Source organism: Lentzea cavernae, assembly GCF_014653695.1.
Taxonomy (GTDB): Bacteria; Actinomycetota; Actinomycetes; order Mycobacteriales; family Pseudonocardiaceae; genus Lentzea; species Lentzea cavernae.
Map to the genome: position 1 here is coordinate 123,918 of NZ_BNAR01000007.1, position 14,297 is coordinate 138,214.

Annotated in this window: 16 protein-coding genes; 4 read left to right on the plus strand and 12 right to left on the minus strand. The window is 70.0% G+C overall.

What is annotated here, in order from left to right; all coding sequences use genetic code 11:
- Positions 1–95 precede the first annotated feature (95 nt).
- From mnmA to IE307_RS23560, 7 genes are all read right to left on the minus strand, one after another.
- On the minus strand, positions 96–1,178 hold the full coding sequence (gene mnmA / locus IE307_RS23530) for a tRNA 2-thiouridine(34) synthase MnmA (protein ID WP_191301112.1): 1,083 nt from the start codon (positions 1,176–1,178) through the stop codon (positions 96–98).
- Positions 1,175–2,344 carry a cysteine desulfurase family protein gene (locus tag IE307_RS23535; protein WP_191301114.1) on the minus strand — a complete coding sequence of 390 codons (1,170 nt, stop codon included), beginning with the start codon at positions 2,342–2,344 and terminating at the stop codon, positions 1,175–1,177. The genes mnmA and IE307_RS23535 overlap by 4 nt, the downstream gene beginning before the upstream one ends.
- The gene (locus tag IE307_RS23540) at positions 2,344–3,687 is read right to left on the minus strand and encodes an MFS transporter (RefSeq protein WP_229905009.1); all 1,344 of its coding nucleotides are present in this window, start codon (positions 3,685–3,687) and stop codon (positions 2,344–2,346) included. The genes IE307_RS23535 and IE307_RS23540 overlap by 1 nt, the downstream gene beginning before the upstream one ends.
- Positions 3,644–4,516, minus strand: a complete 873-nt coding sequence (locus IE307_RS23545; RefSeq protein ID WP_191301116.1) for a lysophospholipid acyltransferase family protein — start codon at positions 4,514–4,516, stop codon at positions 3,644–3,646. The genes IE307_RS23540 and IE307_RS23545 overlap by 44 nt, the downstream gene beginning before the upstream one ends.
- Positions 4,513–5,286, minus strand: coding sequence for a GNAT family N-acetyltransferase (locus tag IE307_RS23550; RefSeq protein WP_191301117.1), 774 nt, complete (start codon positions 5,284–5,286; stop codon positions 4,513–4,515). Before IE307_RS23550 ends, IE307_RS23545 begins: the two co-directional genes overlap by 4 nt.
- Before the next feature lie 174 nt (positions 5,287–5,460).
- Positions 5,461–6,414: an electron transfer flavoprotein subunit alpha/FixB family protein gene (locus IE307_RS23555; RefSeq protein ID WP_191301119.1), complete on the minus strand. Its 954-nt coding sequence runs from the start codon at positions 6,412–6,414 to the stop codon at positions 5,461–5,463.
- A 13-nt stretch (positions 6,415–6,427) separates the two neighbouring features.
- On the minus strand, positions 6,428–7,210 hold the full coding sequence (locus IE307_RS23560) for an electron transfer flavoprotein subunit beta/FixA family protein (RefSeq protein ID WP_191301121.1): 783 nt from the start codon (positions 7,208–7,210) through the stop codon (positions 6,428–6,430).
- A gap of 214 nt (positions 7,211–7,424) precedes the next feature.
- On the opposite strand from IE307_RS23560, the gene IE307_RS23565 reads away from it, so the two are divergent.
- Entirely contained in the window at positions 7,425–8,267 is an 843-nt protein-coding gene (locus IE307_RS23565) for a DegV family protein (protein WP_191301123.1), read from the plus strand.
- 64 nt (positions 8,268–8,331) lie between these two features.
- The gene (locus tag IE307_RS23570; protein WP_191301125.1) at positions 8,332–8,481 is read left to right on the plus strand and encodes a hypothetical protein; all 150 of its coding nucleotides are present in this window, start codon (positions 8,332–8,334) and stop codon (positions 8,479–8,481) included.
- Here IE307_RS23570 and IE307_RS23575 read toward each other — a convergent pair.
- The 4 genes from IE307_RS23575 to IE307_RS23590 form a co-directional block, all read right to left on the minus strand.
- On the minus strand, positions 8,478–9,284 hold the full coding sequence (locus tag IE307_RS23575) for an isocitrate lyase/PEP mutase family protein (protein WP_191301127.1): 807 nt from the start codon (positions 9,282–9,284) through the stop codon (positions 8,478–8,480). The genes IE307_RS23570 and IE307_RS23575 overlap by 4 nt on opposite strands.
- 127 nt (positions 9,285–9,411) lie before the next feature.
- Positions 9,412–10,509, minus strand: coding sequence for a hypothetical protein (locus IE307_RS23580; RefSeq protein WP_191301129.1), 1,098 nt, complete (start codon positions 10,507–10,509; stop codon positions 9,412–9,414).
- Between the two features lie 10 nt (positions 10,510–10,519).
- Positions 10,520–11,074 (minus strand): hypothetical protein, encoded by a 555-nt coding sequence (locus tag IE307_RS23585; protein ID WP_191301131.1) that lies wholly within the window; start codon positions 11,072–11,074, stop codon positions 10,520–10,522.
- Positions 11,071–12,021, minus strand: a complete 951-nt coding sequence (locus IE307_RS23590; RefSeq protein WP_191301134.1) for a coiled-coil domain-containing protein — start codon at positions 12,019–12,021, stop codon at positions 11,071–11,073. Before IE307_RS23590 ends, IE307_RS23585 begins: the two co-directional genes overlap by 4 nt.
- 315 nt (positions 12,022–12,336) lie before the next feature.
- Here IE307_RS23590 and IE307_RS23595 point away from each other — a divergent pair, with 315 nt between their 5' ends.
- Positions 12,337–13,179, plus strand: a complete 843-nt coding sequence (locus IE307_RS23595) for a DegV family protein (RefSeq protein WP_191301136.1) — start codon at positions 12,337–12,339, stop codon at positions 13,177–13,179.
- On the opposite strand, the gene IE307_RS23600 is transcribed toward IE307_RS23595, so the two are convergent.
- Positions 13,180–13,809: a TetR/AcrR family transcriptional regulator gene (locus IE307_RS23600; protein WP_373306034.1), complete on the minus strand. Its 630-nt coding sequence runs from the start codon at positions 13,807–13,809 to the stop codon at positions 13,180–13,182.
- Between the two features lie 138 nt (positions 13,810–13,947).
- Here IE307_RS23600 and IE307_RS23605 point away from each other — a divergent pair, with 138 nt between their 5' ends.
- The gene (locus tag IE307_RS23605; protein ID WP_191301138.1) at positions 13,948–14,295 is read left to right on the plus strand and encodes a hypothetical protein; all 348 of its coding nucleotides are present in this window, start codon (positions 13,948–13,950) and stop codon (positions 14,293–14,295) included.
- Positions 14,296–14,297: the final 2 nt, after the last annotated feature.

The following is a 14,297-nucleotide window of genomic DNA, read 5'->3' on the forward strand; positions in this document are numbered from 1 at the left end:
GAACGCGGTGCGAGCCCGCGCGGCGAGGTCGAACTCCGTGTCAATGAACGTCACGCGGCGAACGCTAGAGCCGCTTTCCCTGCGCTACAACCGAATTAGCTGGTGGCGTCGATGGTCGCGCTGGCCAGGACGATGTCGCCGGCCGCGTCCTCGCGGTAGATCGCCACGGCCTGGCCTGGGGCCACGCCCTTCAGCGGCTCCCGCAACTGCACCCGCAGCACGCCGCCGACCAGTTCGGCGACAGCGGGCGCGGTGCCACCGTGCGCACGCACCTGGGCGACGCACTCGACGGGCCCGTCGAGCTCCACGTGTGCGACCGGGGAGGACGCGGAAATCTCCGTCACCGCGAGCTTCTCGACCGCGCCGACCCGCACGTTCCCGGACACCGGCTCCAGCGCCAGCACGTACCGCGGGCGGCCGTCGGCTGCGGGGCCGTCGAGACCGAGGCCCTTGCGCTGCCCGACGGTGAACTCGTGCACGCCCGCGTGGCGGCCCAGCACCGCGCCCGTCGCGTCGTCGATGAGCAGGCCCGGCTTGGTCTCCATGCGGCCCGCCAGGAACTTCTGCGTGTCGCCGTCCGGGATGAAGCAGATGTCGTGGCTGTCCGGCTTCTTCGCGACCGACAGGCCTCGAGACGCCGCCTCGACGCGCACGTCGTCCTTCGTCGTGTCGCCCAGCGGGAACATGGCGTGCGCGAGCTGGTCCTCGGTCAGCGACGCCAGCACGTACGACTGGTCCTTGCCCAGGTCGGCGGAGCGGCGCAGCTCGGGACGCCCGCCGACCATCTCCAGCCGCGCGTAGTGGCCGGTGCAGACGGCGTCGAAGCCCAGGGCGATCGCCTTGTCCAGCAACGCCTCGAACTTGATCCGCTCGTTGCAGCGCAGGCACGGGTTCGGCGTGCGGCCCGCCGCGTACTCCGCGACGAAGTCCTCGACGACCTCTTCGGTGAAGCGCTCGGCGAAGTCCCAGACGTAGAACGGGATGCCCATCAGATCAGCGGCACGGCGGGCGTCGTGGGCGTCCTCGATCGTGCAGCAGCCCCGTGCGCCCGTGCGCAGCGTGCCGGGCTTCGCCGACAACGCCAGGTGCACGCCCGTCACGTCGTGTCCCGCTTCGACGGCGCGTGCCGCCGCCACCGCGGAATCGACACCACCGCTCATCGCCGCGAGGACCTTCACTGCTTGACCACCTTCCGGGAACGCCTCATGCCTGCCAGTCCTGCCGTACGTGCGCGCTCGACCACCGGGCCGATGACGGTCGCGAGTTTTTCAACATCCGCGTGCGTCGACGTATGCCCGAGAGAGAACCTCAGGGATCCGCGCGCCAACGCCGGTTCGACGTCCATCGCCAGCAGCACGTGGCTCGGTTGTGCGACGCCGGCCGTGCACGCGGAGCCCGTCGAGCACTCGACACCGCGTGCGTCGAGCAGCATCAGCAGGCTGTCGCCCTCGCAGCCGGGGAACGTCAGGTGCGCGTTGCCGGGCAGGCGGTCGACCGGGTCGCCGTTCACGATCACGTCCGGCACGACCGCGCGCACCGACGCGATCAGCTCGTCGCGCAGCGCCGCGGTCTCGACCGCCCGGGAAGCCTGTTCGTCCACCGAGATCCGCACCGCGCGCGCCAGGCCGACGATCGACGGCACGTCCAGCGTGCCGGACCGCACGTCGCGCTCCTGGCCGCCGCCGTGCATCAACGGCGTGCACTTCACGTCCCGCGCGAGCAGCAGCACGCCGACGCCGTACGGGCCGCCGACCTTGTGGCCGGTCATGGTGAGCGCGGAGGCGCCGGACGCGGCGAAGTCGACGGGAACCGCGCCGACGGCCTGCACCGCGTCCGTGTGGAACGGCACGCCGTGCTCGGAGCACAGGCGCGCGATGTCGTGCACGGGGTTGATGGTGCCGACCTCGTTGTTCGCCCACATCGTGGTGACCAGGGCGACGTCGTCGTCGAGCGCTTCCGCCACCGACTCCGGCGACACCCGCCCGAAGCGGTCGGTGGGCAGCCAGGTGACCTCGGCGCCCTGCCGCTCCAGCCACTCGACGGCGTCGAGCACGGCGTGGTGCTCCACGGCCGAGGCGAGCACGCGACGACGGTCACTCGCCCAGTAGATGCCCTTGACCGCGAGGTTGTCGCTCTCCGTGCCGCCGCCGGTGAACAGCACCTCGGACGGCCGGGCGCCCAGGGCGTCGGCGATGTCCTCGCGGGCCTCCTCGACCGCCCGGCGGGCCCGCCTGCCGGAGGTGTGCAGCGACGAGGCGTTGCCCGTGGTGGACAACGCCTCGGTCATGGCCGCGACCGCCTGGGGGTGCATGGGGGTCGTGGCCGCGTGGTCGAGATAAGCCATCAGGGCTCAAGGGTAGCCCGCATGCGGGGCCCGGTCAGAATCGCTCCCACCACGGCCAACGCCGCCATCGACAGGTTGAGCACCACCACGCCCGCGGTCGGCGCCGTCGCCACGACGAGCACACCGCCCAGTCCGATCATGGTCGCCGAGAAGAGCATGTCCGAGATCTGCAGCGCGGCGGAGTTGAAACCCCGGTCGGCCTCGGGTGATGCGGCCATCATCAGCACGCCGACGCTGGACGTCGCCATGCCCATGCCCGCGCCCGCCACGGCCCACAGGACCGGCGTGAGGAACGCGGGACCCCACGTGGGTGCGATGAGCGTCACGGCCGCGACACCGGTCGCGACGAACAGGAAGCCGGTGCGGACGAGCGTGTGACGCTCGATCTCGGGGTGCCGTGACGCCCACATCGACGCGCCGGCCCAGCCGAGCGCGCTCAGCGTCAGCGGGATGCCCGCCTCCAGGGGCGAGTAGCCGTGCACGACGCTCAACGTCAGCGGGATGAAGCCCTCGACCGCGAAGAACGTGCCCGCGAGCAGCCCGCGCGCCAGGATCGTGACGGGAAGGCCGCGACGGGCGAGGAGCGTGCCCTTGGGCAGCAGGATGCGCAGTGCGGGCGCGAGCAGCAGCAGCGCCACCGCGATCAGCCACCACGTGCGGTGCTGCAGGCCCCAGCTCAGGCCCACGACGCCCAGCCCGACGGCCACGGCGGCGAGCGGCAGGTGCTTGCGCACCGGCGGGGTCTCGGCGTGCGGGGGGACCTTCCTGAGCACCGGCACGAGCAGCACGATGCCGAGCAGCACCAGCGGGATGATCCCGAGGAACACCCACCGCCAGCTCAGGTGCTCGGTCGCCCAGCCCGCGACCGCCGGCCCCACCAGCGACGGGATCACCCAGGCCGCGGACAGCGCGCCGAACACGGCGGGCCGGCTGTCCTCGGGGTAGGCGACCGCGATCAGCACGTACACGGCGACGATCAGGAAGCCCACGCCGAAGCCCTGCAGCACCCGGCCGGCGAGCAGCACCGCCATGTTCTCGGCGACGCCCGCGACCACGAGCCCGGCGAGGAACAGCAGCACGCCGATCAGGATCGCGGGCTTGGGGCCCCTGCGGTCGGAGAGCCGTCCGGAGAAGACCGTGGCCATGACGCTCGCCGCGAGGTTCGCGAGGAACGGCCACGCGTACAGCGCCTCGCCCCTCAGCTCGCGGACCATGGTGGGCATCGCCGTGCCGACGCCCATCGCCTCGAAGGCGAAGAGCGTGACCAGCAGGAGGATGCCCGTCGTGGGCCAGCGGCGTTCAGGCGACCAGAGGCGTGATGGTGCGGGCTCGGTGAGTGTCACCTGTAGATGGTGCAATCTCCAGTTCGGTCGAGGTCAAGCGGTTTGATTGCTCTTCGGCAAGTTTCGCCAGTTCGCGTCGTGTTCCGGCGCGTCCGGGAGCGATCTCGTCCAGCACGTGGACCTCGACGACCAGATCCCGGACCTTGAGCACGCGGCGGATCGAGTCGACCAGCGTGTCGGTGCCGATGAACGCGGGCTGCGTCGTGCGGTGGTCGCCGATCCGGTAGCGCAGCACGATCGGCCGCACCGGCACCCCGGCGTCGAGCGCGGCCTGGAACAGCGCCGGCTTGTAGTGCCCGGACGCGAGCCCGCACCACGTCGTCCCCTCGGCGTGGATGCCGACCGCACTGCCGTTGCGCAACGTCGTGGCGAGCTCGTCCACCGTTCGCGGCAGCTCGCGCAGCTTCTCGCGGTCGAGGTAGACCGTGCCGGCCGCCGTGATGATCGGGCCGAGCACCGGCCAGCTCTTGATGTCCTTCTTGGCCACGAGCTTGATCGGCTGCACCGAGTCGATCGCGAGCTCGTCGAGCCACGACACGTGGTTGCTCGCGACGAGCACCCCGCGCTTCGGCACCTCCTGGAACTTCCTGGCGCCGTGCACCTCGAGCCTCACCCCGAACGCCCGCAGCACGGCGTGGAACCACAGCCGCACAACGCTTTCGCGCTGCCTGCCCGGCAGCAGCAACGCGAGGGCGAGCGTGACGCCGAACAGGAGTGCGGTGATCGCCGTGAAGGCCCGCCAGGCCTGCCTGAACCCGTTCACCTGCTGTGGCGTGCTGCCGACACATCCGTCACCGCACGGCGACGCGGGCATCCAGGCGTGACTCATGGCGTCTCCCCCAGGAAGAACTTCAGGTACCGCTGGTCCATGTGGTCCATGCCGAGCAGGATGAAGAGGTCGGCGACGCCGAAGTCCGCGTCGAGCGCGGGCCGCCCGCAGATCTTGGCGCCGAGCCGCAGGTAGCCCTTGAGCAACGGCGGCAGCACGGTCTTCTCCGGCCGTGCGACCGCGTCGACGTCCCACGGGTTGTGCGGCGTGACCCGGTACTGCTCGGGCGCGTAGTGCTTGGCGTGCACCGTGTCCCACACACCGGCCGCGAGCGCGCCACCGTCCTGCAACGGGATCGACGCGCACCCGACGAGCCACTTGTGGCCGCTCAGAAACATGTACCGCGCGATACCCGCCCACACGAGGCTGACGACGGCGCCGTTGCGGTGGTCGGGGTGCACGCACGAACGGCCGGTCTCGACCGTCGAACTGCGGATGTCGTCGAGGTTGGTGAGGTCGAACTCGCCCTCGCCGTAAAGCCTTCCGGCCTCCCGCGCCCGTTCGGGCGGCAGCATCCGGTAGCCGCCGACGATCTCGCCGGTGCGGTCGTCGCGCACCACGAGGTGGTCGCAGTGCTGGTCGAACTCGTCGACGTCGTGGCCGGGCACGCGGGTGTGCAGCGTCGCCCCCATCTCACCGGCGAACACCTCGTAGCGCAGTCGCTGCGCGGCGACGACTTCTTCGCTGTCACGGGCGACGAGGAGGGAGTAGCGGGGTGCGTTCCCGTCCTGCTGGACGGGGGTGCTGACAAGCAGTTCCGGCTGCGTCATGCGAACCAGGGTGAAGCTGGGTTGGCTAATCGCAGCAGGTCAGAACGATGACCGGTCAGTGGCAGGTCGGTTAACCCGAGGTAGTGGTGGGTGATGTGCCCGATTTCGGTCGCTCGACCGAACGCGAACGGCCGCCCCACCGAGGTGGGACGGCCGTTCGTGAGCTGGAAGTGCTCAGCCCTTGCGCTTCTTGACGTCCTCGGTCAGCTGCGGCGCGACGTTGAACAGGTCGCCCACGACACCGAAGTCGGCGATCTCGAAGATCGGGGCCTCGGGGTCCTTGTTGACCGCGACGATCGTCTTCGAGGTCTGCATGCCCGCGCGGTGCTGGATGGCGCCGGAGATGCCCAGCGCCACGTACAGCTGCGGCGAGACCGTCTTGCCGGTCTGGCCCACCTGGAACTGGTGCGGGTAGTAGCCCGAGTCGACGGCGGCGCGCGAGGCGCCGACGGCGGCGCCGAGCGAGTCGGCGAGCTCCTCGACGACGGAGAACTTCTCGGCCGAGCCGACGCCGCGGCCACCGGAGACGACGACCGAGGCCTCGGTCAGCTCCGGGCGGTCGCCACCGACGACGGTCTCGCGCGAGGTGACGCGGGCGGACTTGGCGGCGTCCACGGAGACGGAGACCGACTCGTCGAGGACGGCGTCCGCGGCGGACTCCTCGGACTCCACGCCGCCGGGGCGGACGGTGATGACCGGGGTGCCCTTGCTGACCTTCGCCTTGACGACGAACGCGCCACCGAAGATGGACTGCACGCCGGTGCCGTCGGCCTCGACGTCCACGACGTCGACGAGCCAGCCGGAGTCGATGCGCACGGCTAGGCGGCCGGCGACCTCCTTGCCCTCGACGGTCGCGGAGAGGAGCACCGCGGACGCGTTGGGGGCGAGGGCGGCCAGAGCGTCGACCTTCGGGGTCACCAGGAAGCCGGCGGCGTCGTCGGACTCGACGGCGTACACCTTGGCGGCGCCGTACTTGCCGAGCGACTCGCGGATCTTGGACGCGGTGCCGGGCGCGCCGACGACCACGGCGGACGGCGTGCCGAGGCGGCGCGCGGCCGTCAGCAGCTCGTAGCTGACCTTCTTGACCTCGCCGTCGACGTGGTCGACCAGAACCAGTACTTCAGACATGATTTCCCCTCCCTCAGATGAGCTTCTGGCCGACGAGGAACTCGGCGATCTTGGACCCGCCGTCGCCGCCGTCCTCGACGCGCTGGCCCGCGGTGCGCGGCGGCTTCGGGGAAGCCTCCTGCACCTGGGTGTACGCACCGGACAGGCCGACCTCGGACGCGTCGATGCCGAGGTCCGCCACGGTGAGCGTGGAGACGGGCTTCTTCTTCGCGGCCATGATGCCCTTGAAGGACGGGTAACGCGGCTCGTTGATCTTCTCGGTCACGGAGACCACGGCCGGGAGCGACGCCTCGAGGAACGCGACGCCCTCGTCGGTCTCGCGCTCGCCCTTGATCGTGGAGCCCTCGACGGTGACCTTGCGCAGCTGGGTGACCTGCGGCAGGCCGAGCAGCTCGGCGAGGATGGCCGGAACGGCGCCCGCGCGGCCGTCGGTGGCCTCGTTGCCCGCGACGACCAGGTCGACGTTCTCGACGGTGCCGATCGCCTTCGCGAGGACCTTCGCCGTCGCCAGCGAGTCCGAGCCGTGCAACGCCTCGTCGCTGACGTGGATGGCCTTGTCGGCACCCATCGACAGCGCCTTGCGAATGGCGTCGGTGGCGCGGTCGGGACCCATCGCGATCACGGTGACCTCGCCGCCGTGGGCTTCCTTCAGCAGAAGGGCCTCTTCGACAGCGCGCTCGTTGATCTCGTCGAGCACCGCATCCGCGGATTCGCGGTCAAGGGTGTGGTCGGCGTCGGTGAGCTTGCGCTCGGACCAGGTGTCAGGCACCTGCTTGACCAGGACAACAATGTTCATAGGTCCTCTTCGACCTCCTGCGGACGGGCGGCGACGCTTGCGCGGAGGACTTCAGACCGCGCCGCCGGGTGTTCACGACCCTGCCATCACCCGGATGTTACCCGCCAGTAGCAGCGCTGCAAACAGGAGCAAGCACCAGGCTAGCGTGACAGTTATCACCGGTTAACTCCACCAATTGAGATCTACCCCATTAGAGGGACTAGGCTGCGCTGACATGTACCGGCGAGTAGCGATCGTGACAGACTCCACGGCTTGTCTCCCGGAGCAGCTGACTGATCGACTCGGCATCGAAGTGGTGCAGATCCAGGTGCGGATCGGCGACCACACCGACGACGAGTCCCGCATCCCGGTTCCCGAGCTGGTGTCGGCCATGCGCTCGAACGTGCCCGTGGCGACGATCCCGCCCGACCCGAACGCGTTCTTCTGGACGTACAACGAACTCGCGGCGCAGGGCGTTCGCTCGATCGTGTCCGTCCACGTGTCGAGCCGCCAGTCCGCAACGGTCGAGGCGGCGAAGGAAGCCGCCGCCAAGGTCCGCGTTCCCGTGCACGTCATCGACACCCACACCTGCGGGATGAGCATCGGCTACGCCGTCCAGGCCGCCGCGAAGGTGGCCGAGGCGGGCGGCAACGTCGAGAGGGTGCTCGCGACGGCCCAGGCGCGCTTCGACAGGTCCACCGAGCTGATCTACGTCGACACGCTCGAGTACCTGCGCCGCGGCGGCCGCATCGGCGCCGCCGCCGCACTGGTCGGCGGGGTGCTGTCGATGAAGCCGCTGCTGACCATGGCCGACGGCCAGATCACGCCGCTGGACAAGGTGATCGGCGCGGACCGCGCGCTCAACCGGATGCTGGACATCGCGGTCAAGCGCGCGGGCACCGACACCGTGGACGTCGCCGTCGAGCACTTCGACGCCGAGGAGAAGGCGACGCGGCTGCTGCGCACGTTGAGGCGCAAGGTCCCCAACGTCCGCCAGTTCATGGTGACGCAGGTCAGCTCCGCCATCGGCGCCCACGTCGGACCGGGTGCGTTGGGCATCACCGTTTCGCCGGTATGAGCTTCGGGAACTCAGGGGACGGTTTCGTCCGTTGAAATGGACGTAACGGACACCTGGAGGACCGATGGCCGGCATCATGGACAAGATCACCAGGTTCCTGCGCAGTCCGCAGGGCCACAAGCTGCAAGCCAAGGCACGGCAGATGGCGCAGGACCCGCGCAAGCGCGCGCAGGCGGAACAGCTGCTGCGCAAGTTCCGCGGCAAGAAGCACTAGTTCCCGAAGAGGGCGTTCAACTCGCCGTAGCCCAGTCCCTCGCTGGTGCTGTCGTACGTGCCCTTCGTCAGCAGCTCCTCGGCGGCCTTCCTGGCCACCGCGTAGGCGGCTGACGCCAGCGCGGTGCCGACGCTGATCCTGGCGGCGCCCGCGGTCCCGAGTTCGTGGACCGCGGGCGCACCAGGCCCGGCAAGAACGTTGAGAGGCGCGTCGATCGCCTTCGCCAGCTCCCCGACCGTCGCGAGATCGGTCACCCCCGGCACGAAGATGCCGCTCGCGCCCGCTTCCAGATAGGCTTGCGCGCGCTCCAGCGCCAAATGCAGGCGCTCCCCCGGCTCACCCACCCCGCGCAGGAACACGTCGGTCCTCGCGTTGATGTAGAGGTCCGGCGCCGCCTCCCTGGCCGCCGCGAGACGCTCCTGCTGCTCCTTCACGTCACGAAGCCCGCTGCCGTGACCGTCCTCGATGTTGACGCCCGACGCCCCCGCCTCGGTGACGGCCCTCGCCGTGTCACCGACCTGCTCCGCGTTCTCGCCGAAACCCGACTCGATGTCCGCGGTCACCGGGATCTTCACGGCCCGGGCGATCCTGGCGACGAGGTCGATGGCGAGGTCGCGGTCGAGCGCGTCGCCGTCCGGGGCGCCGAGGCTCCACGCCACACCCGCACTGGTGGTGGCCACGGCCTTGGCTCCAGCGGCCTCGACGATCAGGGCGGAGGCCACGTCCCAGGCGTTCGGGAGGGCGAGCGGACCGTGCTGGTGCAGGGAGTGGAAGAGCGCGGTTCGGTCAGCGGCAGAAGTCATGTCCGATTGATATCAGCGTCCGGCGGGAGTTCTCCGGCGGATTTCGGACAGGAACCGATGAGTTTCCGACATTCGTCGGTTTCCCTTGTTCGTCGTCGCTGCCGGTTGCTGTTGGCAGGTGCTGTTGTTAGTTGCTTCCGGCCTTGCGGCGGACCTCCTCGAAGGTTCGGAGGTAGCGCTGCCGGAAGTCCTCGCGTTCGACCCACGTCGTGTGTTCGGCGGGTTGGGGTGAGGCGGGTGGTGGGAGCGTCGTGTTCGCGACGGGCGGTGGAGCCGGCTCGGGTTCTTGTTCGAGCTGCGGCTCGGGATGCGGTTCGAGCTGCGGCTCGGGCTGCGGTTCGAGCTGCGACTCAGGTTGCGATTCGAGGTGCGACTCAGGCTGTGATCCGAGGTGCGGCTCGGGCTGCGGTTCGGGGTATCGCTCGAGGTGCGGCTCGGGCGGCGCGACCGGCTCGAGTCCGGAGTCCTCAACGACAGGCCCAGAAGTGTCGGTGCTCGCCGCTACGCTCGATTCGGGGGGTTCAACTTCCCCCAAGGGGGGATCGAGGTCCCCATCCCAATCGTATCCAGCGGCACCGACAGTCTTCGGTTCCGCGACGAGTTCCGCGACCGGCTCAGCGGCAAGGTCCGCGGCGGACTTGGCAGCCGGTGTGGCGGCAAGCTCTGCGGCAGACCCGGCGACCGGCTTGGCGGCAGGCGACGTGACCCGCTCGCCATCCGGCTTGGCGGTGAATTCGCTGACCGGCTCGACAACAGGCGCGGCGGCCGGCTTGGCAACAGGCTTGGCGGCGAGCTTGCTGACGGGCTCGGCGGCATGCGCGGCACCGGGCTCGACAACCGGCTTGTTGACCGGCTCGACGACGGCCGCGGCACCGGGCCCGACAACCGGCTTGGCAGCCAGCTTGCTGACCGGCTCGACAACAGGCGCGGCACCGGGCCGGGCGACAGGCGCGATGGCAGGTCCGGCCAGCGTCGCCAGCGCCGGTTCCAGCTGCCGCAGCCCCATCACCGGGTTGCGGTGGATCGGCCGCGTGTCGTAGTCGTCGTCCACCGGCTCGACGGTCGCGGGCTTCTCCACCCACGTCCGCTCGAGCGGTGCCTCCGACGGCGAGGAAGCGCGCGACTCGGCGTCCTCCCGGCGCCGCACCACCACGTACATGAGGGCTGCCCCCAAGGTGAAGGACAGCACGCACAGCCCGAAGACGATCCCGACTGCCCCTGCCATGCGAAGGCTCCTAGGTGACGAGGACGTCGATCTGAGGTCCGAAGTCCGTGGGAGGGCCCCAGACGGGGTCCACGACCACCCGAGTGGTGATCACGCTGTCCACGCCCTGCTCGGCCAGGTACTGCCGCAGCAGGCCGGCCCTCTCCATCGCGAGCACGTCGCAGCGGTGCGACGCCGTCTCGCCGTTCCAGGCGTGCGCGATCAGCGTCACCGAGCCGGCCACGTTGCGCAGCACGCCCGCGAGCGATCGCCGCACGTCCTCGCCGCGGCCCACCAGGGACGCGGTGCCCGGCGCGAAGGTGATGCCCTTGACCGAGTGCGAGGTGAACAGGTCGCGCACGGCATCCTGGGCGACGGCGGCCGGCAGCACGAGGGGTGCGGCCGGTTCCATCCGGAGGGGCACCAGGAAGTCGGTGACCGGTACCGGGCCCGACTGCACGACGGGCACCGCGGGCGAGGACGACAGGGCCGTCGTGAGTTCCTCGCCGTACACGGAGAAGCCGAACGCCGTCACCGACGCCGGCACCATCAGCGCGCCGGCGAGCAGCGGGACCCAGCGCCTCACGAGGCGGCCACCTGCTCCGGGATGTGCACGGGCGCAACGCGTTCAGCGGCCGCGGAGAGGACGGCGCGGGCCGCGGACAGTTGCGAGTGGACGGTGCGGCGCAGCTCGTTCAGCTCCACGGTCCGGTCGGCGACCTCGGCGAGGCGGCGCTGCGCCTCGCGGCTCGCCATCTTCACCACGAACTCCGAACGGGCCTTGGCCAGCGCCTCCTGCTCCTGCAGGTGTTGCGCGGCCTCGTTGCGGCGCCGGGTCATCGTGAGGTCGAAGAACTGCTGCGCCTTCTCGCGCTTGCGTTCGGAGTCGGCCTCCAGCGAGTTGCACTGGAGGGCGGTCTCCCGCAGCAGCCTGTCCGCGTCGACCTGGGCCAGTTCGACGGCCTCCGCGCACTCGCGCTCCACCTCGTCGGCGCGCTGGCGGTGCTGGGCCTCGAGATCGGCGCAGCGGCGCTCCATCTCGAGCTCGCGGCGCTCCACGGCGGCGGCGCGCGAAGCGCAGTCGTGGCGGGTGGCGTAGAGCTCGGACTCGGCCTCGGCGCGCATGGCTGCGGCCTCGCGTTCGGCCTCTGCCCGCAGGGCGGCGACCTCGCCGTCGGTGCGCTCGCGGAGATCGGCGCACTCGCGTTCGGCCTGCAGGTGCATCTCCGCGGTCTCGTCCTCGGCGAGGCGGAGCATGCGGTGCATCCGTTCGGTGGCGCTCGCGTGCGAACCGGACGTGGTCTCCAGGCGTTCGATCCTGGCGCGCGCCTCTTCCAGGTCCTGGCGCGTCATTTCCAGGAGCTTGCGCAGATCGGCCGCCTGCGCCAGCGCCTCGGCCCTGTCGAGGCTCGTGAAGCGCAGCTGCTCCTCGAGATTCTCGATGTGCTCGATGACCTGACGGCGGTGAAAACCACGGTAGACAACGTCGAAACCGGCGTGCAGCGGAACTAGTTCCTGCTCTTTTGCACCCATGGTCACCTACTCACTCAACCGGGCCGAAGATTGGGCGAGCTTACCCACGGCCGAAGGGGCCAACCAGCGTCGAAAGTGGACGGACGGGCTTGCAGTAACACGTGGAATATCGCCCTCTTGCTGCGCAAACAAGACGTCCCTAGATCAACACCAAAGAACGTCCAGTCACCCGATTGTGTCAACCGGGAGGCCATTCCGGGGTGTTCACTCCGTGCGTTCGCCGCGCACGGAAAGCGACCACCCAGGTCGAGATCACACGAATTGCCATCCATCGGTCGTGGCTACCGCGATCACGCTTCGTTAACCTCCTCGTTCGTGTCCTCACGAGTAGCCGTCGTCACCGACTCGACCGCGTCACTCCCGTCCCGTCTGGCGGACCGGTTCGACATCATCACGGTCCCGATGCAGCTCAAGATCGGGTCGGAGTTGATCGAAGAGGCGTACGTGCCGACCGACAGGCTGCTGCGGGCGATGGAGGCGCAGATCCCGATCACGACGCAGCCGCCGGCGCCGGACGCGTTCTTCTGGGCCTACCAGGACGCGTGGGCGAAGGGCGCGGAGACGATCGTGTCGGTGCACGTGACGCCGAAGCTCTCCCCCGCGACGGACGCGGCGAAGCAGGCCGCGGCCAAGTCGCGCGTGCCGGTGTTCATCGTGGACTCGCACTCGTCGGGCATGACGCTCGGCTTCGCGGCGCTCGCGGCCGCGCGGATCGTGCAGAGCGGCGGCAACGTCCAGAACGCGCGCAGCGTCGCCGAGCAGCGCGGGCGGGACGCCAGCGTGCTGATCTACGTCGACACGCTGCACTACCTGCGCCAGGCGGGCCGGGTCAGCGCGGCGGCCAAGGTCTTCGGCGACGCGCTCTCGGTGAAGCCGCTGCTCACCGTCGTGGACGGCGAGGTGGAGCCGTTCGACAAGGTCGTGGGCCGCGACCGGGCGCTGGCCAAGCTCGTGGACAAGGCCGTGGCGCTCGCCTACGGGCGCAACGTGGACCTCGCGGTCGAGCACTTCGCGGCCGAGAAGGAGGGCCACGAGCTGCTCCAGATGCTGCAGAAGCGGATCCCGCACGCCCGCGACGTCGTCCTGACGCAGGTCAGCGCCGCGATCGGCGCGAACGTGGGTCCGGGAGCGCTGGCCGTCACGGTCTCGCCGTTCTGATCAGAGGTCCGCGACTTCCTCCGCGAGGAGCAGCCCGGGGTCGAACCCCATGGGCGTGAGGTGCCCGGAGAGCTCGAGCGACAGGACGCCCTGCAGGCGCGTCCAGAACGACAGGGCGCGGTGCACCGTCGGCGACGACGCCAGGAGCTTGCCCGCCCACCGCCGGTCCATGCCCAGGAACACGTCGAACGGGCTCTGCGGCGTCTCCTCCGCCGTGCCGCAGACCTCCAGGAGCACCGCCAGGATCTCGTCCGAGATGGCGGTGATGTCGTCGGGCGCGTGGTAGCCGGGCACCGGCGTGCCGTAGATCAGCAGGTACCGCTGCGGGTCGCTCAGCGCCCACTCCCGGATGACCGCGGCGAGCGCCACGGCGGTCGTCCCCGCCTCGTGGGCGGCGCGGACGGTGTCGGCGAGGCTGCGGTAGGCGTCCCGGATGAGCGCGGTGATCAGCTCGTCGCGACCGGCGAAGTACCGGTACAGCGCCGGCCCGGTCATGCCCATCTCCTTGGCGATGGCGTTGAGTGACAACGCTGTCACGCCGTTGGCGGCGATCTGCTCCCACGCGTGCCGCTTGACCTCGTCGCGCACCTGGGCTCGGTAGCGCTCGCGAGGGTTCCGCCCTGCGTCCACGCCTGACTCCATCACCATAGTTAGACCCTCTCACACTTGTTATTGACAGTCACGCCCGCTTCGGCTTAGCTTCTTCGTGTCACGAGAGTTAGAACCTCTAACAACTGCGACTGCCGCTAACGAACGAAGGAGCTCGTCATGACCACGACCACCCGCATCGCCGTTCACCCGTCGACGTCCACACTGGTCGCGGCCTGGGCCGCCCCCGTCATGGTCGTCGGCCAGTTCGGCCTGCTCTCCGGCATCCCGATCGCCGTCGTGCTCGCCGCGAGCCTGCGCGACAGCAGGTCCAAGGCCCTGCGCTGGTGGTCAGGCGCCCTCGCGCTGGCCTACGCGACCCCGTTGACGATGTGGCTGGCCGGGCCGAGCCAGTCGCCCAGCCTGTCCAAGTACATGGACACCCCGACGACCGCGGTGCTCGCCGCGGCCGGTGTCGCCACCGCGATCGCGCACCAGGTAGTTCGCAGGCGGTCTACTCACAAGTAACC

What these genes read in the sequence shown, in the direction of transcription:
- IE307_RS23535 (WP_191301114.1), bottom strand. Translation starts at nt 2,344, where the DNA reads ATGGCTTATCTCGACCACGCGGCCACGACCCCCATGCACCCCCAGGCG.
- IE307_RS23545 (WP_191301116.1), bottom strand. Translation starts at nt 4,516, where the DNA reads ATGAGTCACGCCTGGATGCCCGCGTCGCCGTGCGGTGACGGATGTGTC.
- IE307_RS23550 (WP_191301117.1), bottom strand. Translation starts at nt 5,286, where the DNA reads ATGACGCAGCCGGAACTGCTTGTCAGCACCCCCGTCCAGCAGGACGGG.
- IE307_RS23555 (WP_191301119.1), bottom strand. Translation starts at nt 6,414, where the DNA reads ATGTCTGAAGTACTGGTTCTGGTCGACCACGTCGACGGCGAGGTCAAG.
- IE307_RS23560 (WP_191301121.1), bottom strand. Translation starts at nt 7,210, where the DNA reads ATGAACATTGTTGTCCTGGTCAAGCAGGTGCCTGACACCTGGTCCGAG.
- IE307_RS23565 (WP_191301123.1), top strand. Translation starts at nt 7,425, where the DNA reads ATGTACCGGCGAGTAGCGATCGTGACAGACTCCACGGCTTGTCTCCCG.
- IE307_RS23570 (WP_191301125.1), top strand. Translation starts at nt 8,332, where the DNA reads ATGGCCGGCATCATGGACAAGATCACCAGGTTCCTGCGCAGTCCGCAG.
- IE307_RS23575 (WP_191301127.1), bottom strand. Translation starts at nt 9,284, where the DNA reads ATGACTTCTGCCGCTGACCGAACCGCGCTCTTCCACTCCCTGCACCAG.
- IE307_RS23580 (WP_191301129.1), bottom strand. Translation starts at nt 10,509, where the DNA reads ATGGCAGGGGCAGTCGGGATCGTCTTCGGGCTGTGCGTGCTGTCCTTC.
- IE307_RS23590 (WP_191301134.1), bottom strand. Translation starts at nt 12,021, where the DNA reads ATGGGTGCAAAAGAGCAGGAACTAGTTCCGCTGCACGCCGGTTTCGAC.
- IE307_RS23605 (WP_191301138.1), top strand. Translation starts at nt 13,948, where the DNA reads ATGACCACGACCACCCGCATCGCCGTTCACCCGTCGACGTCCACACTG.